Raw genomic sequence first — 22,315 nt, forward strand, 5'->3', positions numbered from 1 at the left:
GAGGCTAAGCGACCTTTTGATGTCTCAGCGACTCCCAGGCCAAACGCCGGTGGGTACGCCTCAGGCGTCGCCTTCCGGCTTCCGCTTTTGTATCATCCCCGGAAGTTCGCCGGATTCTCGCCAGCTCTTCAGGGTATCGCGAAATTCGAGAACGCCGCCGCCAAAATTGCCGTCGCGCAGGTTGGACTGGTTGTTCATGCCTTCGCTGTTGAAATAGCTGGGCGTGCAATCGCGCCACATGGTCATCCACTGCGCGCCTTTCGATTCGTGGTACGCCACCCATTCGGCTTCCGCCTCGGCCGTTACCTCGACCTCATCGAGATGGCGGTCGAGCGCTTCGCGGATGATGTAGGCAACATGGGTCGCGACCATCTCCTGCGAGTAGGGGAAGTTATTGTCCCATGAGCCTTGCCGCGTTCCCGAAATGAAGAAGTTGGGGAAGCCATGGACATGGATGCCATGCATGGTCATGGCGCCGTCCTTCCATTTTTCGGCCATCGTTGCACCATCGCGACCGATGACCGGAATCGCCGTGCCCTTTTCATAAGGAGAGAGATCGAAGCCGGTTGCGTAGACGAGGCAATCCAGCTTGAATTCCTGGCCGTTGGCGAAAACGGCGTCTTCTAAAACACGTTCGACCCCGCGCCCCTGCGTATCGACCAGGGTCACGTTCGGCCGGTTGAAGGACGCAAGATAATCATCGTGATAGCATGGCCGCTTGCACAGCCAGTTGTACCACGGCTTCAAACCTTCGGCGGTGGCGGGATCCTTCACGACTTCATCGACGCGCGCGCGCACATCCTCCATGATCATGTAGTTGGCCGTCTGAGCAATCTCCGCGAAGTCGGCAGCGGTCATATTGGGCCTCGCCAGTTCCTTGACGAGCGTGGTCATCTTGCTCCAGCCATCCTGGATCAAATCCACTTCGGCAAGGCCGCGGGTAACCAGCACGAAATTGAGCATCCGCTCCTCATGCCAGCCGGGTTTTTGGGACTTGAACCATTCCGGGTCGGTAGGATGGTCGTTACGAGCTTCCACCGAGGAGGGCGTGCGCTGGAACACGTATAAGTGCTTCGCCGATTTCGCGAGATGGGGGACGCACTGGATTGCGGTGGCACCGGTGCCGATGATGCCGACGACTTTGTCCTTGAGGTTGACCATCGGACTGTCCGGGCTCCCGCCGGTATAATCATAGTCCCAGCGGCTGGTGTGAAAACTGTGCTGCTTGAACGTCTCGATCCCGGGGATGCCCGGGAGCTTCGGTTCGCGATAGTGACCGGATGCAATGATGACGAATTTCGCGGTGATCCGGTCGCCCCGATCCGTCGAAATGTTCCAGCGCGAAGTCGCTGCGTCGTAGCGCGCCTCCTCGATCCTGGTCTGAAGGTAGCCCCGTTCGTAGAGGCCGTATTTCCTGGCTATGCTCCGGGAATATTCGAGAATCTCGGGCGCCTTCGCGTATTTCGCGCTGGGCATATAGCCCATTTCCTCGAGCAGCGGCAGGTAGCTGTAGGATTCGACGTCGCAAGCTGCGCCGGGATAGCGATTCCAGTACCACGTCCCGCCGAAATCGCCGCCGCGCTCGAAGATGCGGATGTTGTCGATGCCCTTCTCGATCAGCCGGACGGCTGCGAGCATACCGGCAAACCCCCCGCCAATGATAACGACATCGACGTCTTCCGCCTTCGGTTCGCGTTCCTCGAACTTGACGTAGGGATCCGTCTTGTAATGTTCGAACTCACCCTTGGTCGCGACGAATTGCGCGAGGCCTTCAGGGCGTAACTTGAGGCGCTTGTCGCGCTCCTCGTCATACTTCTTTCTCAGAGCGGCAGGGTCGAAATCAAAACCGGCTACAGCTTGGGGCATGTGAATTCTCTCCTGGTATCTGGTATCAGCAATGTCTGCTGGTGCAGATGCATTGGTGTTATTTGCGGTGTGGAAAGCCGTCAGCGACAGCTGGCTTGCCGGCTCCCGACTTCGACCGTCCGATCAGCCTCAGCCTCGCATTCGGCCCTTCAAATCCATGCTCGAGGCTCTGATCCGGTTTCTTTGTCCATGATGTCGCGCGTCTAGCCATTTGCGGGCTGCGCTCCGTCAGGCCTGGACCAATCCACGCTCACCCCGGTCATGAAATCGAAACTTTTCTTGATCTCCGTCGTCAGATCCGCGCGACATTCGCTGGCAATCCACCTTTCAATCGCGTCGGCAAAGACGGCAAGGACCACATGCGCCACCAAAACGCACCGCTCAGGCACGACGCTCCGACCCTGGCGGCCAGCCAATGCCTGGCTGATGGCGGCAAGCCAGGAGAGGCCAATCTGATGGCTCATTCCTTGCAAGATGGCTGAACTTGCAACGGCACGCACCGTGCGGGCAGTCCGTTCGAGATCGACGTTGGCGATCCACGTCTCCAGAAGCGCGTTCCGTACCGCGGTCAGATCGTTTTCCAAAGAGGGGCGCTCGAGGATCGCCTGACACAGCGGTGCCATCTGGTAGGCATATCCGCTGAGAACGACGTCGGCCTTGCCGCGAAAATAATGGAAGAAGGTCGCCGTCGATATATCGGCGCGTTCCGCGATTTGCTCGAGAGTCGTGGTGTCGTAGCCTTGTTCGGCAAAAAGGGTGAGCGCGGCATCCTCGATCACCTCGCGCGTCTTGGCTTTTTTCCGCGAGCGCAGCCCTTCGCTTGGTGCCGACTCACGCTCGAATTTCAATTGCCCATGCATGAGACGTTGATCGCAAAAAAGTAGAGTCGATGCAATTAATTTAATACGCCCTATTTATATAGGCGGGCCAATCCGCCGATTTCGGCGCGAGCATTTTCCGATTTGCATGGAAAGCCATCGTTGGGCTTGAAAGCGAAGCCCCCCGCGGGCCGCGTTGTTCTTGTTATGTCGCGGCGCACCCGATGAAACGAATGATCCTTTGCACCGGTGTCATCTCTTAAGCGCCCCTACCTGAGGCTTGCATGGGCACAATTGTCCCAGATGCCCGCCTGATCGAGCGTGCGGCGGACACTCGGCCGCGACGGTCGCGGAGCGGCTTGGCGACCGCGTGGCAGCCGATGCGAACCAACGACTTGATGTGCATAGATGAGCTACACGGCGCGGCCTGGCCGGCGGGATGCCGAGATGGCCCGCTATATCGATGGTCTTAAGGTCGCCACCCGCCATTCCGGCACCGCGTCGTAATCCGGGATCACCTATACGCGGTGATCCCGGATTACGCTGGAGCAGCATGTCGAGCAGGCATCCTTATCGCAGGCCCTGGCTCCGTTGACGAGAATATAGGCGCAGACGACACCGGCCTGAACCATTCGCGGTGTATCGGCCGCAGCCGGCCGGCCGATCACCCAATGCGCGCATCACCTATGAAGGAGAAGTGCCGGTCGGCGGGGTCAGCTTCAGGTGCAGCGCGGAAAGGCCGTGGATGATGTAGCTCTGCTCATAGGTCAAATTCGCCACGCCGTCGGGGTGCTGCTCCAGGTCGATATCGATCCTGGACGTCGACGCCAGCAGCTTCTCCATGATGATCCGCACTTCGGCGCGCGCCAGCGGGGCGCCGGCGCAGGTGTGCTTGCCGCGTCCGAAAGCGACGTGTTCCGCGATCTTGGGGCGGCCAAGCTTGAGTTCGTCCGGACTTTCCCAGCGGCGCGGATCGCGGTTGGCGCCCGAGATCGAGATCATGATCTTCGATCCCGCCGGGATGTGGATGCCGCCTACCACGGCGTCCTTGCGTGCGAGCCGGCCTTCCTGCTTGGTCGAGCCTTCGAGGCGCAGCACCTCTTCAAGGAAATCGGGGATCAGCTTGGGGTCGGCGCGCAGCCGGTCCTGGAGGCCGGGTTGGGAAATGAGGAACTTGACCGCGGTTCCCAGCAGCTTGGCGCTCGTATCCTGGCCCGCGCCGAACATGAACATGCCAAGCTGGACGAGATCGGACGGCTCCGGGATGGAGCCATCGTTATATTTGGCGAAGGCAAATTCGGTGAGGATATCCTTTTGCGGATTGGCGCGGCGGTCGGCGATATACTCCCAGAAGTACTTGGCCATCACCGTAAACGGGCTATGCTCCGGATCGCCCGTCTTTTTGCCGTCGATGCTACCCGGCGGCGGTGCGGCGGCGATGGCGTCCATGAAGATCTTGCGGTCTTCCATCGGCACCCCGAGCAGATCCGCCACGACCATCGTCACGAACGGCGTGGCGATCTCTTTGATCAGCTCGACCTTGCCGTCAGCGACGGCCTTGCCCACCATGTCGTCGCAATAGCGGTTGATGAATTCCTCGCTCGCCTTGAGTCGCGACGGGACGAACAGCGTGTTGATCAGCGCCCGCAGCTTGGTGTGGCGATCGTCGTCCATGTTGGAGACCAGATCCCAGCCGACGAACTCCTTGCGGTGCGCGCTGATCTGGTCGTTGATGTCGGAGCCTTCTGGGGTGAAGGGCAGCGGCATGCCGGCGCCTTGCAGATTGATGATTGCCGAGAACGCATCATGGTTGCGCATGATCGCCAGCGCTTCCTCGAAGCCGGTGACGATGTAATAGTCTTGGCCGGCCGGCTTGTAGATGGGCCCCTGCGCGCGCGCCGCGGCGAAATAGCCGTAAGGATCCTTCAGGATGTCGTAATCGGTGTAATAATCGCGATCAGCCAGTGCCTGCATGTCTCTCACTCCGATTGCGTTGTCCGGATCGTTAATTGGCTTGCCATCAAGGCCCTGCTGCTGCTTTCACTGCAACGATGAACGCGACGACGACACCATCTCCGGATTTGTGCGACACCATAGCGCATAGTATGTCGGCGGCGGGCGGGTCAACCCCGAAGGATGCGCGTGCCGTGCGCTCGGGCACTGCGCTGCGCGAGGCGCTGTTCCGGCTGCTCGAGCGTACGACGTTCGAGCAACTGACGGTGCGCGATATCTGCGCCGAGGCGGGCGTCCATTATGCTACGTTCTTTCGCCACTATGGCGGCAAGGAAGCGCTGCTCGACGATGTTGCCGCGGATCAGATTGCCCGGCTGGTCGCGCTGACCGTGCCCATCAAGGAATCGGGCGACGATCGCGGCTCGATCCTGGCCCTTTGTCTTTACGTCGAGGATCACCGCACGCTTTGGTCGGTGCTGCTCAACGGCGGTGCCGGCGAGACCATGCGCGCCGAGTGGCTGCGCGTCACACGGAAGGTCACGGGCCCGGCGCCAACGAACAGCTGGCTGCCGGCCGAGTTGGGCACGATCTGCACGACCAGCCTGATCGTGGAAACGATCTCATGGTGGCTGCGGCAGGACAGGGGCAACTGGCTCCCTGATGCCGTTGCCGAGATCATTCATCGCCTCGTGATGACGTCTATCGCGTCGCGAGCCCCCGCCGAAGGTGCGTGAGCCAGAAGGTGGCAACGATTGCGCGCAAGCCACGGGCCGTAATTCCGTGATCGACGGTCGGATCAGGTTCGGTGCGCAGGATGGTTAAATTGCCGAGCCCTGACCGGTCGAGTGTATCGTCAAGGAATTCCGAGGGCAGGCGGCGTCCCGACCGAAAAGGCAATCAGCTTTGCGCCGCGCGGGCCGGGCAGGAACTTGTGGTCGCTTCCGGGCATGTAGATCGTGTCGCCGATGCCGAGGGGAAACTCGCCGTCGCCCAACAGCATGGCACCCCCTCCCTCCAGCACATGGACGATATCGATCGTGTCGCGCCAGTGCAGGTCCGGCGTGGGGGCTGGCTCGGTCGCCGGATCGTAGGCGGCGTGTTCGATCAGGACCATATTGAAGTGGCCGGGCCCGACGCTCCTGGGCCCATAATGGCTGGTTCCCGGATCGCAGGGCGGCGGCGGGCTTTGCGCTATGGCGAAGAGTGCGGTCGCGGAGATCCGCAGCGAACCGCGCACCTCAGCCGGCTTTACCTCGCTCGCCTCCAGCACGCAGGAACGGCCGCTGGCGTCCTTGCCGACAACTATACGGCGCATAGGCCCATCTCCCTGTTCAGCCGTTTATCGCGGCAGGATGTACGGGAAGACGCCATTCGTCCAGCGCGGCGCACTTCACCCTTCTGCCGCGCGCAATTCTTCCGATACCCAGTTCATTCAGGCCTTCGGGATTGTACGGTCCCCGCTCGATCCTGTAGGCTGGGAAAAGCCGAAAAGGAGAGGCATCCATGATCCTGGGCGATGTACTCCAGCATGCCTATGTCACCAACGACATCGACGAGGCGTGCCGGGTGATGGGCCGGCGCTTCGGCGTCAACCAGTTCTGGCGCCCGAACCCACAGACGATGTCCCTCGATGATGGCTCCAACGTCGTTCTGCATAATGCCCACGCCTGGGTCGGGCCGATCTGGCTGGAACTCATCCAGCCGAAGGGTGGCGCGGACGCGCTTTGGCGGGAATGGCTGCCGACGGACAGAGGCTTCGCCATGAAGTTCCACCACATGGGTATCCACGTCGAGACCGAGAAGGAGATGCAGTCAAAATTGGCGGAGGGTCAGGCCAACGGATTGAAATTGGCGCTTTCCCTGACCGTGATGGGCACCATGGCTCGCTATCTCGACGCTCGAGAGGACCTCGGCCACTACCTCGAATATCTCTATTTCCCCGACCCTGACACCGTGAGGATGCCCCACATGCCTCAGAACGTACCGGGCTGGCCGGCGCCCGCGCGACCATTGTGATTCCAGGAAACCGGGAGCACGTGCATTTTCTCAAATGATTATTTTGATCCGATGCCGAGGTGATACTTCGGGGGTGATCTGCCGTCGGCCTGGTGGCGCGCCATGGCGCCGGGAGCATCGAAGGGTTGGGCCTCGGCGAGTGTTTTAGCTCGTTCCCAGTCACGAGAACTCAGGACACAGGCGTTTGTACTACCTTTTGTACCTTCGGAGCATTAGGCTGTTTGTCACTTGCAGTTCTTAAAGCATTTTCAAGGCTTTAAGAAGAAAATGGTAGAAGAGGGACTCGAAAATGGCATATTTATCATTATAATTCAATATTTTACTATGATTGGTGTGGGTCGATACCATAATCGATACCCTGGGACTTTTTGCTTCGGAGGTTCGAGTCCCTCGGAGCATGTTCAAGCGCGAAATTGAGTCCGTCAGCCGCGTGATTCGCTCCAGGCGTTGATCGGCACGAAAACCTAATTTCCGCGCAGCACAATAACCTAAAATCCGAACGCTCGGGGCGTCTCGACCCAAGCCCAGAGGCTGGCCGAGTCATCCCGCCTTGATGAGCAAGCGCCTGGCTCGATCAGCAATCAGATCGGCAAACCTGGCAAAGTTCTCACTGCCTGGCAGCCTCTGTTTCAGGCTGCTGTCGGGCGCATCCAATTGCGCCAAGGTCGCTTCGCACAACTGCCGTATGCGACGCCGAAGATAAGGGGCACCTATGTTGACGTCCTCCGCGAACTGATCCCAGTGGCGCGATTCGATCTCTTCCAGCGTCGCCTTCTTCGCAATTTTCATCGCCAGCTTGGGCGACAGATCGCGATAGGGGACCGTGGAAAGTAGGTCATAGAGCGGCGCCAGCCGGATTGCCCCATCGATGTGCAGCAGGCTGAAATTCTTGGCGTGCGCATCGGCATTGCCGATGATCAAATTGAAGATGGCCGCATCCGCCATCTTCAATATGTCGCGCGCGGGGCGGGTGGCGGCCTGGCGTAGCAGAGCGAAGCTGTCCTTGAACGTGGGGCCGCCTTCGCTGGCATATTTGCGCTGTGACGGGACGCCCAACGCCTGGGCAAAATCTTCCTGATGAAGGCGAACCAATCGGCCGTCGGCGTCCCGAGTTCGGTCGTAACGCTCGATCAGCAGGAAGGATTGATCCCGGACCCGCCGCATGGTGACCGATGCCACGTCCAGCCCGATCTCTCGGGCCAAGGTCATGCAGTAATATTCGTTCTCGGTCGTCTGCTCGAACCGCGCGATCGGTGGCTTGAGAATATGGCTGGTGGGCTGCCCCGGTGCCGGGAGCGCGATATGATCGTCGATCAGCAGGACGGGCAGCTTGGACTGCGCGCCCGCCAGGGATAGGCGCAGACCGCCTTCACCAGCGAGCATGGGTCTCATCGGCAGATGCTGCAGTAGTTGCAGCAAATGCTCATCATCAAGAATGTCGGGCGCTCCGCTCGCAGGTGCTGGTGGGAGCTGACCTTCCGGTAACAGCATCAGTGCGCCGGCGATTTCGCCGCCGAGATGCTCCAGCAACTGGAATTCATTCCCGGCCGAAACGCCTAATGCCCTGGCGATGGCGCTACGCTGCCCCTCTTCCGGCAGAATACCGCCGAAGAAGGAATGACATACCCGTCTGCTGAACGGCTCCACCTGCTTTGGCAACGAGAAAGACAGCGCTGGTGCATCGGTGTCTTCGAGCCATTCGGGTGCGTAGCTGAACCCCATGTCGCCATAGTCGTTGAGGTGCAGGAATCCGGCGACCTTACCGCCCCACCATATGGAAAGCTGCTTGCTCATTTGATGCGTGCCGGCGTTGCAATGGAAACATCGCAGCCGAGGGCCGCAAGAACCTGCAATGCCTTGCCCAATTGCAGCGTCGGCTTGCCTGCCTCCAGGTCGACGATGAAGCGCACTCCGACACCGCAAGCTGCGGCGAGCTCTTGCTGCCGCAACCCTTGCGCCTTCCGTTCTTCCCGAACGATCCTGCCGAGTGCGTTGCTATCCATTTTCCCGAGCGGGAATATAATCGATCCCGCCCGCCTAAACAAGGCAATTATTCCCGATCGGGAAATTTTCTGACGAACGGATCTTCGAAGGGCCGAATTATTCCCGATCGGGAATTTCATGGCAACTCTACGAAATCAGCCCGGGAAAAGCCATGTGACAAAACCTTGATATATTTTAATTTTATCATAGGAATTGTCACATGGCCACCGACACCGCGAACCAGCGTGATCGCCTGACGCGCTTGCTCCAATGCAGCGCCCTTCTGCGTGCTCGGGAACTTCGCAGCGCCGGAATAGCCTCGGAAACGATCGCGCGTGCGGTGAAGGCCGGCGAGATCGAGCGGGTCGCGCGTGGACTTTATCAGCGCCCGGACGCGCCGATTGATGCCGCGCAGAGTGTGGGTTGCGATCGGCCGCGGAGACTGGTCGCCCGTCGCTTTCTATCCTCCCACGCGGATTATCCGGCTCAGCGAGAAATATCTCCATCAAGGCGTCGAGCATCACATGATCTCGGGCGTTAGCGTCCCGGTCTACTCGGTTCCGAAAACGCTCGCCGATCTGTTTCGAAACTCCAGGCTGGTCGAACGCTCCATTGCGGTGGAGGGGCTGCGCGCGGCCCTTGCCCAGCGCAGAGCGACCCCGGGCGTGATCGCGCAAGCGGCCATCGCCGGCGGCGCATGGCGTATCATGCGGCCTTATCTGGAAGCTCTCACCTGCTAGCGCTCTACCAATCGCTTGATGCATCGGTAGGGGATGAACGTGGATCGCCCGATCTTGACGGTTTCGATCTCGCCGGATTGGATAAGCTCATACAGGGTCGAACGGCCGATAACCAAGGCGCCTCAGCGCAGCATTTATGGTGTTCTCGGACATGCACTGCCGGGGCGACCGAAATGACGGAAAGAGGAATCGGCCGTCTCCCGTAAGCGGACGCAACTCCTCCAGCATGGCGAGCACCTGGCGCGAAAGCGGCACCCGATGCGGCCGGCGCATCTTCATCTTCTCGGGTGGCAGCGACCAGATTGCACCACTGATGTCGAATTCAGTCCATTCGGCTTGGCGCAGTTCGCCTGGCCGCACGAAAAGATGCGGTGACAACCTGAGCGCAATCGCCGTGAGTCTTCTCCTGGGCGGGATCCAGCCCGGCCGCGATCTGCTTGCGTGCCTCGTCCCGGCGAACGCGGGCGTCGGCCAGGCTCACCTCGGGCCAGGGTCCGAGGTGAAGGGTCTTCTGCCGACCGAGGTAGCGATAGCTAAGCCGCCATAGTTTCGAGCCGTTGGCTGGACGGTCAGGAAAAGGCCCTGCGAATCCGAGAGGTTAAAGGGCTTCGCCGTGGGCTTGGCGGAAGTGATTTGGATGTGAGTCAGCATCGTGTTGGTCCCAGCTTTGCCGGGTCGATCCAGCACCAACAAAAACACCAACAAATGTGGTGGTCTTGTGCCGGATTCGGGTGGATCGCCCCGGACGGTTGCCGGCGATTCTCACCGAAAAAATGCTGTGAAACCAGCCGCTTGCTGGATGTCCCTGGACGTGCCCAGGAGAACAAATGGTGCCCAGAAGAGGACTCGAACCTCCACGACCTTGCGGTCACTGGCACCTGAAGCCAGCGCGTCTACCAATTCCACCACCTGGGCATCAGGAGTGAGGCCGGGCGGATAGCGGCGAGGCTTGTGTCTTGTCAACCGCTTCCGTGCAGGGCAATGCGGCTTCATCGAAAATATGAAGGATTTGGCGATGGGCCGGCTGGTGACATTGTTTGGCGGTGGCGGATTTCTGGGCCGTTATGTCGCGCAGGAACTGCTGAAGGCGGGGGCTCGCGTGCGCATCGCCGAGCGCGACCCTTCCGACGCATGGTTCCTGAAGCCGCTGGGCGGGCTGGGGCAGACGCAGTTCGTGGCGGCCGACGTGACCAAGCCGGCCAGCGTGGCCAGGGCGGTCCATGGATCGGACAGCGTCGTCAATCTCGTCGGTATATTGAAGGGCGATTTCGATCGGATCCATCATGTCGGCGCGGCCAATGTCGCCAAGGCGGCGAAGGCGGCGGGGTCGACCACCTTCGTGCAGGTGTCGGCGATCGGCGCCGATGCCGAATCGGGTTCGGCTTATGGCCGCAGCAAGGCGGCCGGCGAAGCGGCGGTGAAAAGCGCATTCCCCGCGGCGACGATCGTGCGGCCCTCGGTGATCTTCGGGCAGGAAGACGGCTTCATCAATCGCTTTGCCAAGATGCAGATGATGCCGTTCGTGCCGGTGTTGCGCGGGAACGCGAAGCTGCAGCCGGTGTGGGCATCCGATGTCGCCAAGGCTATCGCGGCGGCGGCACTCGAGCCCGACCTTTATGCGCGCAATACCTTCGAGCTCGGCGGGCCCGAGGTCGTGACGATGCAGGGGCTGAACGAGTGGATCGCCAAAGCGACAGGGCGCAAACCCAATTTCGTGCCCGTGCCCGATGCGGTAGGCGCGATCATCGCGGCGATCGGATCCTTTGTGCCGGGCGCGCCGATCACCGGCGATCAGTGGCAGATGCTGCTGACCGACAACGTCGTGGCGCCGGGCGCGGCCGGGCTGGAGGCGTTCGGGATCGCGCCGACGCCGATGGAGGCCGTCGCGCCCGCCTGGCTGGTGCAATATCGCCTGCACGGCCGTTTCACCGTGAACACGAAATCGGCGGTGCAATAAGCGATGGCTATGTCGTTGCTGTCGGTGATCCTCCTCGGCGTCGTCGAGGGGGTGACCGAGTTTTTGCCGGTGTCGTCGACCGGGCACCTGATCCTCGCCGGCGAGATCATGAAGGTGCCCGAAGGAAGCGAAACCTTCGATATCGTGATCCAGCTCGGCGCGATCCTGGCGGTGGTCGTACTCTATCGTCACAAGTTTGCCGCCGTTCTGGCAGGCTTGTTTGCGCGTGATAAGCAGGCGATCCGCTTCACCTGCAACGTGCTGATCGGCTTTCTGCCCGCCGCCCTGGTCGGCGCGATTGCCTATCGCATGATCAAGGCATTGCTCACCCAGCCCATGGTGGTGGCGGTCGCGCTGATCGTCGGCGGCGTCGCCATTCTGATGATCGAACGAATGGCGCGCCGCTTTTCGGTGCACAGTGTGGAGGCGATGCCGCTGAACACGGCGTTCGGGATCGGTGTGTTTCAGTGCCTTGCGATGATCCCAGGGGTTAGCCGGTCGGGTGCGACGATCATGGGCGCGCTGGCGCTTGGCGTCGAACGCAAGACGGCAGCGGAGTACAGTTTTTTCCTGGCGGTTCCGACGATGCTGGGTGCGACGGCGCTGGCGCTATGGAAGGCGCGGCACAATCTGGGCGACAGCCAGCTATCCGATATCGCGATCGGATTTCTCGTTTCGTTCCTTGTCGCAATGCTGGTGATTCGCTGGTTCATGAATGTGGTGATGCGCCACGGATTCGCGCCGTTTGCCTGGTATCGAATCATCGTCGGCGGGGTTGCGATGCTATGGCTGCTCATGTGATAGGTCCGATACGGAACCATTGATTTGCGGCTCATCGTTATTTGGCAACGACTTACGGTGGGCGGCGCAACATATAGGTCATTATAGCTTACCTATATTGCTGAAAGCGCGTGACTCCGGGCGTTTTTCGTGAAATATCCTCCATGACGGAGGGCATTTCGATGGCGAACGAACCGATGCTGAAATTCGTGGGGCTGGGGCAGGACTATCCTGCCAAGCGCGCGCCCGATGCGCGCACCGACGATTTCGGCGAAATCTCCGCCCGCTATGCCGATGCCAAGGCCGAGGAGCAGGCGTCGCGCTGCTCGCAATGCGGCGTGCCTTATTGCTCGACGCATTGCCCGTTGCACAACCATATTCCGGACTGGCTGAAGCTGACCACCGAGGGGCGGCTGCGCGAGGCCTATGAGCTGTCCAACGCCACCTCGACGATGCCCGAGATTTGCGGCCGCATCTGCCCGCAGGACCGGCTGTGCGAGGGCAATTGCGTCATCGAATTTTCGGGGCACGGCGCGGTCACGATCGGATCGGTCGAGAAATATATCACCGATACGGCGTGGGAGCAGGGCTGGGTCGAGCCGGTCAAGGTCGGCCCGGCGCGCGGCCAGTCGGTCGGCGTGATCGGGGCAGGGCCGGCGGGGCTCACCACCGCGGAGTTGATGCGCGCGCGCGGTTATGAGGTGCACATCTATGATCGGCACGATCGCGCGGGCGGGCTGCTGACCTATGGCATTCCGGGGTTCAAGCTCGAAAAGCCCGTCGTGATGCGGCGGGTCGATCGGCTGAAGGACGCCGGCATCGTCTTCCATCACGGTTTCGAGGTCGGCAAGGATGCGACGCTCGAGCAGCTGCGCGCAAAGCATGACGCGCTGCTGATCGCAACCGGCGTGTATAAGCCGCGTGCGATCAAGGCGCCCGGCGTCGGCGCGCCGGGGGTGATCGATGCGCTGGTCTATCTGACCGCATCGAACCGCAAGGGCTTCGGTGACGCCGTGGCCGCGTTCGACGATGGTTCGCTCAATGCCGAGGGCAAGAATGTCGTCGTGATCGGCGGCGGCGACACCGCGATGGATTGCGTGCGCACCGCCGTGCGGCAGGGCGCGACATCGGTGAAGTGCCTCTATCGCCGCGACCGCGCCAATATGCCGGGCTCGCAACGCGAAACCAAGAATGCGGAAGAGGAGGGCGTCGAATTCGTCTGGCTGTCCGCGCCTGAAGCGTTCGATGGCACCGAAGGCGTGAGCGGCGTGCGCGCGATCAAGATGCGGCTCGGCCAGCCCGATGCCTCGGGCAGGCGCGCGCCCGAGCCCGATCCCGGCACCGAATTCCGGCTCGATGCCGATCTGGTGATCAAGGCTTTGGGCTTCGATCCCGAGGATCTGCCCGGCATGTTCGGCGCGCCCGAACTGTCGGTGACGCGCTGGGGAACGCTCAGGGTCGATCACAAGACGATGCAGACCAGCCTCGACGGCGTGTTCGCGGCGGGCGATATCGTGCGCGGCGCTTCGCTGGTGGTGTGGGCGATCCGCGACGGGCGCGACGTGGCCGATCGGATGTATGCCTATCTGAAGGCCAAGGCGAAGCAGAAGGTGGCGGCGTGATGCGATTTATTCTGATCGGTTCGCTGCTTTTTGTGGCAGGCGCTCCGTCGCTTGCAGCTACAGACGAAAAACCTAATCCTACGACGGCAGACTTAGCTCATGAAGTTTCTGCGTCGATGGCGCCGCGAGAGCAGATGCGCGCGATGGTGTTGGCGGCGATTTCGCAATCCACGACAGCCGCCATTATCGTAAAGCAGATTGGACAAGAGAAGGCGGCTTCTCTCATCCGCGACGAAACCGGCAAAGTCGTCGATCGCTATGGTCCGGAATGGGCTGAGAACCTGGCCTCTTCTTATCAGGCAGCTCTGACACCCCAGGAACTCCAAGCCGCCAAACAGGCATTTCTGAACCGTGATCGCGCCGCAATAATGCCGCTGATGATGAAAGTTGGGCCCATAATGCAGGCCAAGACGGAGCCGCTCTTGAAAAAGGCTGCGACAGAAGCGCTCGCGGCCGCTTTTGAGCAGGTTGGGAAAGGAGCCGCCAAGTGAGCAGCTCCTATTTGTCAGGCATGGAATCCGAGCATGAGTGCTTCGCCGGCGAGGACATGTGCAGATCTGAATATGGCCGTCACACCATCGGCATCGGCGGCATTTGGACAGTGCCGGCCAGAAAGGACAACTGCCAATGCGGCTGAAGCCGGATGAGGTCGACGCGATCAACGCCGCCGCGCGCGAAGCGTTCGGGCCGGATGCCGTCGTTCGCCTGTTCGGCAGCCGGGTCGATGACAGCAAACGTGGCGGCGATATCGATCTGATCGTCGAGGTCGAAGACGGACAGCAGGATATCGTGCATGAATCGCGGTTCCTTGATGCGCTGTTTGCGCGGATCGACGAGCGTAAGGTCGATCTTCTGTTCATGGTTCGCGGCAGCCCACCGTCGGCGTTCGCGCAAATGGTCGCGCGTGAGGCGGTGTTGCTGTCATGAGCGATGTCGAACTGGTCATCGCGCAGGCGTTGCTGCGTTGCCGGCGCGTTGCGGCCGGTGCGACGGAACTGATGCCGATGCTGGGTGGAGTCATGCCGTATCAGGGTGCGGACGTATCGGCCTTGCCGCTGATCGAGCGCACCGCTGCGGTTGCGTTCATCAAGCGTTTCGAACAGTTGCAGGATCTGATCGCGCGGCTTGCACGGGCGAGTGCGAGTTGGGAGGGTGTGGACGCGACATCTCTGACCCATCGCGATATCGGTGACTGGCTCGAAAAGCGCGCGCTGCTCGACAAGGCGGAAGAGTGGATGGTCGCCGTCAGGCTGCGTAATCGGCTTGCGCATGAATATCCGGTCGATGAGGGCGAACAGGTCCGCCGGTTGAATGAGTGCTGGGGGCTGATGCCTTTATTGCACGGGATCCTCACCGCCTTCGATGCGTGGCTTCAGCAAAAGGGGCTCGCATCCCAATGACATATTCGCACGAAAGGTCTCCTGACATGACCGACGATTTCGCATTCCCCACCCCCGAGCACGAACGCCTCGCCCGCGAGGGCATGTATCGCCCCGAATATGAAGGCGATGCCTGCGGCGTCGGCCTCGTGGCTGCCACAGACGGCAAGGCCTCGCGGCGTGTGGTCGCCGCGGCGATCGATGCGCTGAAGGCGGTGTGGCATCGCGGCGCGGTCGATGCCGATGGCAAGACCGGCGATGGCGCCGGCATCCATGTCGATCTGCCAGCGCGCTTCTTCGACGATGCGATCGAATATGCCGGGCATAAGCCGCGGCCGAACCGGCTCGCGGTGGGCATGATCTTCCTGCCGCGCACCGATCTCAGCGCGCAGGAGACGTGCCGGACGATCGTCGAGAGCGAGATTATCGATTTCGGCTATACCATCTATGGCTGGCGGCAGGTGCCGGTCGACGTATCGGTGATCGGCGAGAAGGCCTTGCTGACGCGGCCCGAGATCGAGCAGATCATGATCGCCGGGCCGATGCCCGATCAGATGTCGATCGAGGAGTTTGAGAAGAATCTTTACCTCATCCGCCGGCGCATCGAGCGCAAGGTGGTCGCGGCGCAGATCCAGGGTTTCTATATCTGTTCGTTGTCGGCGCGCTCGATCATCTACAAGGGACTGTTCCTCGCCGAGGAATTGTCGGTCTTCTACCCCGATCTCAAGGACGAGCGCTTCGTCAGCCGGGTCGCGATCTTCCATCAGCGCTATTCGACCAACACCTTTCCGCAATGGTGGCTGGCGCAGCCGTTCCGCAACCTCGCGCATAACGGCGAAATCAACACGATCCGCGGCAACAAGAACTGGATGAAGAGCCACGAGATCAAGATGGCGAGCCTCGCCTTCGGCGAGCATTCGGAAGAGATCAAGCCATTGATCCCGGCCGGCGCGTCGGACACGGCCGCGCTCGACGCGGTGTTCGAGGCGATCTGCCGTTCGGGCCGCGACGCGCCGACCGCCAAGCTGATGCTGGTGCCCGAAGCCTGGCAGAACAGCACCGACATGCCCGCGCCGCGCCGCGCGATGTATAGCTATCTCGCCTCGGTGATGGAGCCGTGGGACGGGCCGGCGGCGCTCGCGATGACCGATGGCCGCTGGGTGGTGGCCGGGGTCGATCGCAACGCGCTGCGGCCGCTGCGCACGACGCGGACGGCGGACAATCTGCTGATCGTCGGCTCCGAAACCGGCATGGTGGTGGTGCCCGAAAGCACCATCGTCGCCAAGGGCCGGATGGGCCCGGGCCAGATGATCGCGATCGATCTGGAGGAGGGCAAGCTCTACAGCGATGAGGAGATCAAGGATCGGATCGCCGCCGAACAGCCTTATGCCGAATGGGTGAAGGACTTCATCCATCTGCGCGATCTGCCGGCACCGGCCGAGGACATGGTGCCGCGCTGGGAGCGGGCTGAGCTGCTGCGCCGTCAGGTCGCGGCGGGGCAAACGATGGAGGATATGGAGCTGATCCTGTCCCCGCAGATCGAGGATGCCAAGGAAGCGATCGGATCGATGGGCGATGACGCGCCTCTGGCCGTTATTTCGGACAAGCCGCGCCTGATCAGCCATTTCTTCCGCCAGAATTTCAGTCAGGTCACCAACCCGCCGATCGACAGCTTGCGCGAAACCCGCGTGATGAGCCTGACGACGCGGTTCGGCAACCTCGCCAACATCCTCGACACCGGGGCGCAGCAGACCGGCGTGCTGATGCTCGACAGTCCGGTGCTGCACAGCCGCGACTGGCATACGCTCAAGGCCTATTATGGGTCGCAGACCGCCGAGATCGATTGCACCTTCGACGCCAATGGCGGCCCCGATGCGCTGCGCAATGCGATCGCGCGCGTGCGGAGCGAGGCCGAAACCGCAGTGCGCGAGGGCAAGTCCGAACTGTTCCTGACCGACGAATATGTCGGGCCGGAGCGGATCGCGATCGCGATGGTGCTCGCGGCGGCGGCGGTGCACACCCATCTCGTCCGCAAGGGGCTGCGCTCCTATGCGTCGGTCAACGTGCGTTCGGCCGAATGCCTCGATACGCATTATTATGCGGTGCTGATCGGCGTCGGCGCGACGACGGTGAACGCCTATCTGTCCGAAGCGGCGATCGCCGATCGTCATGCGCGCGGCCTCTTCGGCGACATCAGCCTGAGCGAGGCGCTCAAGCGGCATCGCAAGGCGATCGACGACGGGCTGCTCAAGATCATGTCGAAGATGGGGATCGCGGTGATCTCCTCTTATCGCGGCGGTTATAATTTCGAGGCGGTGGGTTTGAGCCGCGCGCTCGTCAACGATCTGTTCCCCGGCATGCCGGCGAAGATTTCGGGCGAGGGCTATGCGTCGCTGCAATATGCGGCGGTGCTGCGGCATGAGGCGGCTTATGACGATGTCGTCGTCAGCCTGCCGGTCGGCGGCTTCTACCGCCAGCGCGCGGGCGGCGAGACGCATGCTTATTCGGCGCAGCTGATGCATCTGTTGCAGTCCTCCGTCGCGACCGACAGTTACTCGACCTATCTGCAATTTTCGCGCGGGGTGCGCGATCTGCCGCCGGTCTATCTGCGCGATCTGCTCGAGTTCAACTGGGCGCGCGAGGGGATAGCGATCGACTCGGTCGAGGCGATCACCGAAATCCGCAAACGTTTCGTGACGCCGGGCATGTCCTTGGGCGCGCTCAGCCCCGAGGCGCATGAGACGCTGGCGATCGCGATGAACCGGATCGGCGCGAAGGCGGTGTCGGGCGAGGGCGGCGAGGATCCGAGCCGCTACACGCCTTATGAAAATGGCGACAATGCCAATTCGGTGATCAAGCAGGTCGCGTCCGGTCGGTTTGGCGTGACGGCCGAATATCTGGGCGCCGCCGAGGAACTGGAGATCAAGGTCGCGCAGGGCGCCAAGCCCGGCGAGGGCGGGCAATTGCCCGGTTTCAAGGTGACCGAGATGATCGCCAAGCTCCGGCATTCGACGCCGGGGGTGATGCTGATCTCGCCGCCGCCGCATCATGACATCTATTCGATCGAGGATCTGGCGCAGCTCATTTACGACCTCAAGCAGATCAATCCGCGCGCGCGGGTGTGCGTGAAGCTGGTCTCGTCGGCGGGCATAGGTACGGTCGCGGCCGGCGTCGCGAAGGCGCATGCCGACGTCATCCTGGTCGCCGGCCATGTCGGCGGCACCGGCGCGTCTCCGCAGACCTCGATCAAATATGCCGGCACGCCGTGGGAAATGGGGCTGTCCGAGACCAATCAGGTGCTGACCCTCAACGGGTTGCGGCACCGGGTCAAGCTGCGCACCGACGGCGGCCTCAAGACCGGACGCGACATCGTGATCGCGGCGATCCTGGGTGCGGAGGAGTTCGGCATCGGCACATTGTCGCTGGTGGCGATGGGCTGCATCATGGTGCGGCAATGCCATTCGAACACCTGCCCGGTGGGCGTCTGCACGCAGAATGAGGATCTGCGTAAGAAGTTCGTCGGCACGCCCGAGAAGGTGATCAACCTGATGACCTTCATCGCCGAGGAAGTGCGCGAGATATTGGCGCGGCTCGGCGTGCGCTCGCTCGACGAGATCATCGGCCGCACCGAATTGCTGCGGCAGGTGAGCCGGGGCGCCGAGCATCTCGACGATCTCGATCTCAACCCGATCCTCGCCAAGGTCGATGCGCCGAACGAAAAGCGCCGGTTCAACATCGATACCTTCCGCAACGAAGTGCCAGACAGCCTCGATGCGCAGATGATCCAGGACGCGCATTCGGTGTTCGCGCGACGTGAGAAGATGCAGCTCACCTACACGGTGCGCAACACCCATCGCGCGGTGGGAACGCGGCTGTCGGCCGAGATCACCCAGCGGTTTGGTATGTCGGGCCTCGCCGACGGCCATGTCCATATCCGGTTGCGCGGCAGCGCGGGCCAGTCGCTCGGCGCGTTCGGCGTCAAGGGGATGACGCTCGAAGTGTTCGGCGATGCGAACGACTATGTCGGCAAGGGCCTCTCCGGCGCGATCATCGCGGTGCGGCCGATGGTGTCGTCGCCGCTGGAGACGCGGATGAACACGATCATCGGCAACACCGTGCTCTATGGCGCGACCGCGGGCAAATTGTTCGCGGCGGGGCAGGCGGGCGAGCGGTTCGCGGTGCGCAATTCGGGCGCGACCGTGGTCGTCGAGGGCTGCGGCGCCAATGGCTGCGAATATATGACCGGCGGCACCGCGGTGATCCTCGGGCGGGTCGGCGAAAATTTCGGCGCGGGGATGACCGGCGGCATGGCGTTCGTGCTCGACGAGCATGGCGAATTTGCCAGCCGCGCCAATCCCGAAAGCATCGTCTGGCAGCGACTGGCGTCCGAATATTGGGAGACGCGTTGCAAGGCGTTGATCGCCGAGCATTCGGTGATGACCGACAGCAGATGGGCGCATGCGATCCTCGACGATTGGGACCGCTGGCGCGACCGGATCTGGCAGGTCTGCCCGAAGGAGATGCTGAGCCGGCTTACCCATCCGCTGAACGATGCGGATGTTGAGGTGGCGGCGGCGGAGTGAAAGTTCCTCCCCGAGACAAGCTCGGGGAGGAACTTTGCAACACAGGCGCACTATGCGGCGGGTGATCAGGGTGTTGCTCGGGGCTTTGGCGGTGGCGGTGCTGGCCGCCGCCGCGCCGTCGCCTGACGTTCGGATCGTTCTTCGGCCGCTATCGGTAAGGCTGTGGGAAGCCCGTTATGCGCTTTCCCGTCCCGCAACTCGCATGGTCTTCGCGCGCAACCCGGACGACAGCCGGGCGCGTCTGTGGCGCGCGACCGATCCCGCGTTCGAAATCGTCGTCGTCGACCATGAGGAGCTGATCCGCCGCAGGGACGGCAGGCCATTTGCTGCGGTCGCGGTCAGCCTGACGCCGGATTATGTCTATCTGCCAAAGGATTATGCGCCGTTCTCGCCCTTTTCCGATGGCGGCCTGCTCTTCCATAGTGGCCGCTTCTTTGCCTGCCCCGATCGATGTGGAAGCGATCCTGAATGGTCGATGCGGTTCACCGGTTCGGCGAGAACCGAGATTTTCGTCCATGGCCAGGCGACAAAGCGCGAGGCGCGCTGGATTGACAGGGATGACGGGACCAACGTCTATATCGGCCCGACAAGGCCGATCGAAACGCCGCATGTCCTGGCGATCGTCGATGCCGGGTTGCCCGAGCCGGTGCGCGCGCCTCTATCGTCGATCTTTCCACGCTTTATGGACTATTTCTCTGAGCATGTCGCACCTCTCGACGCAAAGCCGATGCTGTTCGCTTCCTATGAGCCAGTCTATCCCCATGGCCATGGCAGCCAGGGCGGCACGCTGCCGGGGCAGGTGTTCATCCATTATTATGGGCCGGGCTGGCCCGAGCGGATGGCGAAACCCGATTTCGCCTGGCAGGTGGCCTTCTTCTTCGCGCATGAGGCGGGGCATCTCCATCAGGGCAAGCTGATCGAGACGAGCTGGGTCAACGAAGGCGGGGCCGATGCCTTCGCTTATCGTGCGCTGGCGGCGCTGATCCCCGATGCGCGGCATTATCTCGATGCCAGGCTTGCCGGCGCCCGCAAGGGCTGCGCCGAGGCGCTGACCCGGACGACGCTTGCTGACGCCATGAAGGCCGGCGAGATCGACATGCTGTATCAGTGCGGGCTGGTGATCAACGAGCGTGTCGATCGTTCGCTGCGCGCCGGCGGCGGTTCGGACGGCGTGTTTTCCGTCTGGAAATATTATCGCGCGAACGGGCGCGGCGACGAGGATTCCTATCTGGCGGCGATCGCGCAATCGGGCGAGCCAGGGCTGGCGGATTGGGCGCGCCATATCGCGCACGATCGCTTTGCTACGGCGGAAGAAGCGACAGCGGCATTCGATCAGCCACTTTCCTGTGGATCGATTGCTGCAAGCTGCTGACATTGTTGCGCGGGGCGGCTAGGCTAAGCGCCGCATGTGGCAGCTATACCAATTCCCTCTTTGCCCCTTTTCGCGAAAAGTGCGGCTTCTCATGGAGGAAAAGGGTGTCGGCTATGATCTGGTGCGCGAGTCGCCCTGGTTGCGGCGCGATGAATTTCTCGATCTGAATCCCAGCGGGCAGACGCCCGTGCTCGTCGATGACGCGTCGGGGATCACATTGATCGATTCCGGTGCGATCTGTGAATATCTGGAAGAGACCGTCGATCGTGCGTCGATGATTCCCGGCAATGCCGCCGCACGGGCCGAGGTCCGCCGGCTTGTCGCTTATTTCGACGAGAAATTGTTCGGCGATGTGGTCGGGCCCTTGCTCTATGAACGCGCGCTCAAGCGCATCGTTCACCGCGCGACCCCCGATGCGGGTGCGCTGCGCGAGGCGATGAAGCTGGCCAACGGCCATCTCGACTATATCGATTATCTGGTCGCGAGCCGACGCTGGATGGCCGGCCAGCTGATCAGCCTCGCCGATCTTGCCTGCGCCGCGCATCTGTCGGTCGCCGATTATCTCGGCGGGCTCGACTGGCGCGGGCATGAGGAAACGCGGGCGTGGTATTCGGGGATGAAATCGCGGCGCTCGCTGCGCAGCGTGCTCGCCGACCGGATGGAGCTGGTGAGCCCGCCCGAACATTATGAGAAGCCCGATTTCTAGGCGTTGAGGCCGTGTTGACCCGGGCCGGCTTTCGCAGCATTTTGTGCCGATGGCGACGCCCGAGGACGAACTCGAAAGCTTCATCATCCGCTACACACCCGACGTTGCAGCCTGCGCGCGATCGGTGCTGGCGCGGATGACGGCGCTCTATCCGCAGGCGTTCCGGCTCGTTTATGACAATTACAACGCGCTGGCGGTCGGATTTTCACCGGGCGAAAAGACCTCCAACGGCATCTTCTCGATCGCCGTCTATCCGCGCTGGGTGAGCCTGTTTTTCCTGCAGGGCGCGGGGCTGCCCGATCCCGAGGGGTTGCTCAAAGGGCAGGGATCGACGGTGCGCCATATCGTATTGGCGGGTGCCGACGATCTCGACCGGCCGGATATTCGCGCGATGATGGACCGGGCGGTGGCTTCGGCGAAGGTACCGTTTCCGGATGCGGGCGAGGGGCGGCTGATCATCAAGTCGTTGTCGGCGCGGCAGCGGCCGAGGCGGCCGTAGTTGTTCAGCTCATTCGACGATAGAGTGTAGGTGGGATTTTC

Annotated in this window: 21 protein-coding genes, 1 tRNA gene and 2 pseudogenes; 14 read left to right on the plus strand and 10 right to left on the minus strand. The window is 61.9% G+C overall.

Annotation, left to right across the window (positions count from 1 at the left end; all coding sequences use genetic code 11):
* Positions 1 to 60: 60 nt before the first annotated feature.
* From BLS13_RS17235 to BLS13_RS17245, 3 genes are all read right to left on the minus strand, one after another.
* Positions 61 to 1,866: a flavin-containing monooxygenase gene (locus tag BLS13_RS17235; RefSeq protein WP_093453978.1), complete on the minus strand. Its 1,806-nt coding sequence runs from the start codon at positions 1,864 to 1,866 to the stop codon at positions 61 to 63.
* Between the two features lie 203 nt (positions 1,867 to 2,069).
* Positions 2,070 to 2,714, minus strand: coding sequence for a TetR/AcrR family transcriptional regulator (locus BLS13_RS17240; protein WP_176943656.1), 645 nt, complete (start codon positions 2,712 to 2,714; stop codon positions 2,070 to 2,072).
* 654 nt (positions 2,715 to 3,368) lie between these two features.
* Positions 3,369 to 4,658 (minus strand): cytochrome P450, encoded by a 1,290-nt coding sequence (locus BLS13_RS17245; RefSeq protein ID WP_093453981.1) that lies wholly within the window; start codon positions 4,656 to 4,658, stop codon positions 3,369 to 3,371.
* Between the two features lie 173 nt (positions 4,659 to 4,831).
* Here BLS13_RS17245 and BLS13_RS17250 point away from each other — a divergent pair, with 173 nt between their 5' ends.
* Complete coding sequence (locus BLS13_RS17250) at positions 4,832 to 5,371, plus strand: TetR/AcrR family transcriptional regulator (protein ID WP_256325949.1); 540 nt, start codon at positions 4,832 to 4,834, stop codon at positions 5,369 to 5,371.
* Positions 5,372 to 5,490: 119 nt separating this feature from the next.
* On the opposite strand, the gene BLS13_RS17255 is transcribed toward BLS13_RS17250, so the two are convergent.
* Positions 5,491 to 5,952 (minus strand): cupin domain-containing protein, encoded by a 462-nt coding sequence (locus BLS13_RS17255; RefSeq protein ID WP_093453984.1) that lies wholly within the window; start codon positions 5,950 to 5,952, stop codon positions 5,491 to 5,493.
* A gap of 188 nt (positions 5,953 to 6,140) precedes the next feature.
* On the opposite strand from BLS13_RS17255, the gene BLS13_RS17260 reads away from it, so the two are divergent.
* Positions 6,141 to 6,653, plus strand: a complete 513-nt coding sequence (locus BLS13_RS17260) for a VOC family protein (RefSeq protein ID WP_093453986.1) — start codon at positions 6,141 to 6,143, stop codon at positions 6,651 to 6,653.
* Positions 6,654 to 7,193: 540 nt separating this feature from the next.
* Here BLS13_RS17260 and BLS13_RS17265 read toward each other — a convergent pair.
* Entirely contained in the window at positions 7,194 to 8,447 is a 1,254-nt protein-coding gene (locus BLS13_RS17265) for a type II toxin-antitoxin system HipA family toxin (protein WP_093453987.1), read from the minus strand.
* Positions 8,444 to 8,776, minus strand: coding sequence for a helix-turn-helix transcriptional regulator (locus BLS13_RS21245; RefSeq protein WP_371128221.1), 333 nt, complete (start codon positions 8,774 to 8,776; stop codon positions 8,444 to 8,446). Before BLS13_RS21245 ends, BLS13_RS17265 begins: the two co-directional genes overlap by 4 nt.
* A gap of 80 nt (positions 8,777 to 8,856) precedes the next feature.
* On the opposite strand from BLS13_RS21245, the pseudogene BLS13_RS21250 reads away from it, so the two are divergent.
* Together BLS13_RS21250 and BLS13_RS21120 are read left to right on the plus strand one after the other, a co-directional pair.
* Positions 8,857 to 9,015: pseudogene (locus BLS13_RS21250) on the plus strand (type IV toxin-antitoxin system AbiEi family antitoxin domain-containing protein); the annotation flags it as partial.
* 25 nt (positions 9,016 to 9,040) lie between these two features.
* Complete coding sequence (locus tag BLS13_RS21120) at positions 9,041 to 9,376, plus strand: type IV toxin-antitoxin system AbiEi family antitoxin domain-containing protein (RefSeq protein ID WP_256325950.1); 336 nt, start codon at positions 9,041 to 9,043, stop codon at positions 9,374 to 9,376.
* Here the strand turns inward: BLS13_RS21120 and BLS13_RS21255 are convergent.
* The 4 genes and pseudogenes from BLS13_RS21255 to BLS13_RS17290 all read right to left on the minus strand — a co-directional run bounded on the left by BLS13_RS21255 (position 9,373) and on the right by BLS13_RS17290 (position 10,291).
* On the minus strand, positions 9,373 to 9,492 hold the full coding sequence (locus BLS13_RS21255; protein WP_093453990.1) for a helix-turn-helix domain-containing protein: 120 nt from the start codon (positions 9,490 to 9,492) through the stop codon (positions 9,373 to 9,375). The genes BLS13_RS21120 and BLS13_RS21255 overlap by 4 nt on opposite strands.
* The gene (locus tag BLS13_RS21260; protein WP_371128222.1) at positions 9,464 to 9,736 is read right to left on the minus strand and encodes a tyrosine-type recombinase/integrase; all 273 of its coding nucleotides are present in this window, start codon (positions 9,734 to 9,736) and stop codon (positions 9,464 to 9,466) included. Before BLS13_RS21260 ends, BLS13_RS21255 begins: the two co-directional genes overlap by 29 nt.
* A pseudogene (locus BLS13_RS21265) lies at positions 9,699 to 9,875 on the minus strand (Arm DNA-binding domain-containing protein); the annotation flags it as partial. The gene BLS13_RS21260 and the pseudogene BLS13_RS21265, both read right to left, overlap by 38 nt.
* 329 nt (positions 9,876 to 10,204) lie before the next feature.
* Positions 10,205 to 10,291: transfer RNA gene (locus tag BLS13_RS17290), tRNA-Leu, on the minus strand.
* 100 nt (positions 10,292 to 10,391) lie between these two features.
* On the opposite strand from BLS13_RS17290, the gene BLS13_RS17295 reads away from it, so the two are divergent.
* From BLS13_RS17295 to BLS13_RS17340, 10 genes are all read left to right on the plus strand, one after another.
* The gene (locus BLS13_RS17295) at positions 10,392 to 11,333 is read left to right on the plus strand and encodes a complex I NDUFA9 subunit family protein (RefSeq protein WP_093454039.1); all 942 of its coding nucleotides are present in this window, start codon (positions 10,392 to 10,394) and stop codon (positions 11,331 to 11,333) included.
* Positions 11,334 to 11,336: 3 nt separating this feature from the next.
* Complete coding sequence (locus tag BLS13_RS17300) at positions 11,337 to 12,134, plus strand: undecaprenyl-diphosphate phosphatase (protein WP_093453992.1); 798 nt, start codon at positions 11,337 to 11,339, stop codon at positions 12,132 to 12,134.
* Between the two features lie 161 nt (positions 12,135 to 12,295).
* Positions 12,296 to 13,735 (plus strand): NAD(P)-dependent oxidoreductase, encoded by a 1,440-nt coding sequence (locus BLS13_RS17305; protein WP_093454040.1) that lies wholly within the window; start codon positions 12,296 to 12,298, stop codon positions 13,733 to 13,735.
* Positions 13,735 to 14,226 carry a hypothetical protein gene (locus BLS13_RS17310; RefSeq protein ID WP_093453993.1) on the plus strand — a complete coding sequence of 164 codons (492 nt, stop codon included), beginning with the start codon at positions 13,735 to 13,737 and terminating at the stop codon, positions 14,224 to 14,226. Before BLS13_RS17305 ends, BLS13_RS17310 begins: the two co-directional genes overlap by 1 nt.
* Positions 14,227 to 14,362: 136 nt before the next feature.
* Positions 14,363 to 14,662, plus strand: coding sequence for a nucleotidyltransferase domain-containing protein (locus BLS13_RS17315; protein ID WP_093453995.1), 300 nt, complete (start codon positions 14,363 to 14,365; stop codon positions 14,660 to 14,662).
* Positions 14,659 to 15,135, plus strand: a complete 477-nt coding sequence (locus BLS13_RS17320) for a hypothetical protein (RefSeq protein WP_093453996.1) — start codon at positions 14,659 to 14,661, stop codon at positions 15,133 to 15,135. Before BLS13_RS17315 ends, BLS13_RS17320 begins: the two co-directional genes overlap by 4 nt.
* 26 nt (positions 15,136 to 15,161) lie before the next feature.
* Complete coding sequence (gltB, locus tag BLS13_RS17325; protein ID WP_093453998.1) at positions 15,162 to 19,697, plus strand: glutamate synthase large subunit; 4,536 nt, start codon at positions 15,162 to 15,164, stop codon at positions 19,695 to 19,697.
* A gap of 52 nt (positions 19,698 to 19,749) precedes the next feature.
* Positions 19,750 to 21,069, plus strand: coding sequence for a hypothetical protein (locus tag BLS13_RS17330; RefSeq protein WP_093453999.1), 1,320 nt, complete (start codon positions 19,750 to 19,752; stop codon positions 21,067 to 21,069).
* 34 nt (positions 21,070 to 21,103) lie between these two features.
* A complete protein-coding gene (locus tag BLS13_RS17335; RefSeq protein ID WP_093454001.1) occupies positions 21,104 to 21,775 on the plus strand; it encodes a glutathione S-transferase family protein in 672 nt (223 codons plus the stop codon).
* A gap of 49 nt (positions 21,776 to 21,824) precedes the next feature.
* Entirely contained in the window at positions 21,825 to 22,274 is a 450-nt protein-coding gene (locus BLS13_RS17340) for a DUF1801 domain-containing protein (protein WP_093454002.1), read from the plus strand.
* The last annotated feature ends 41 nt before the right edge of the window (positions 22,275 to 22,315 follow it).

The organism is Sphingomonas sp. YR710 (assembly GCF_900101455.1).
Lineage (GTDB): Bacteria > Pseudomonadota > Alphaproteobacteria > Sphingomonadales > Sphingomonadaceae > Rhizorhabdus.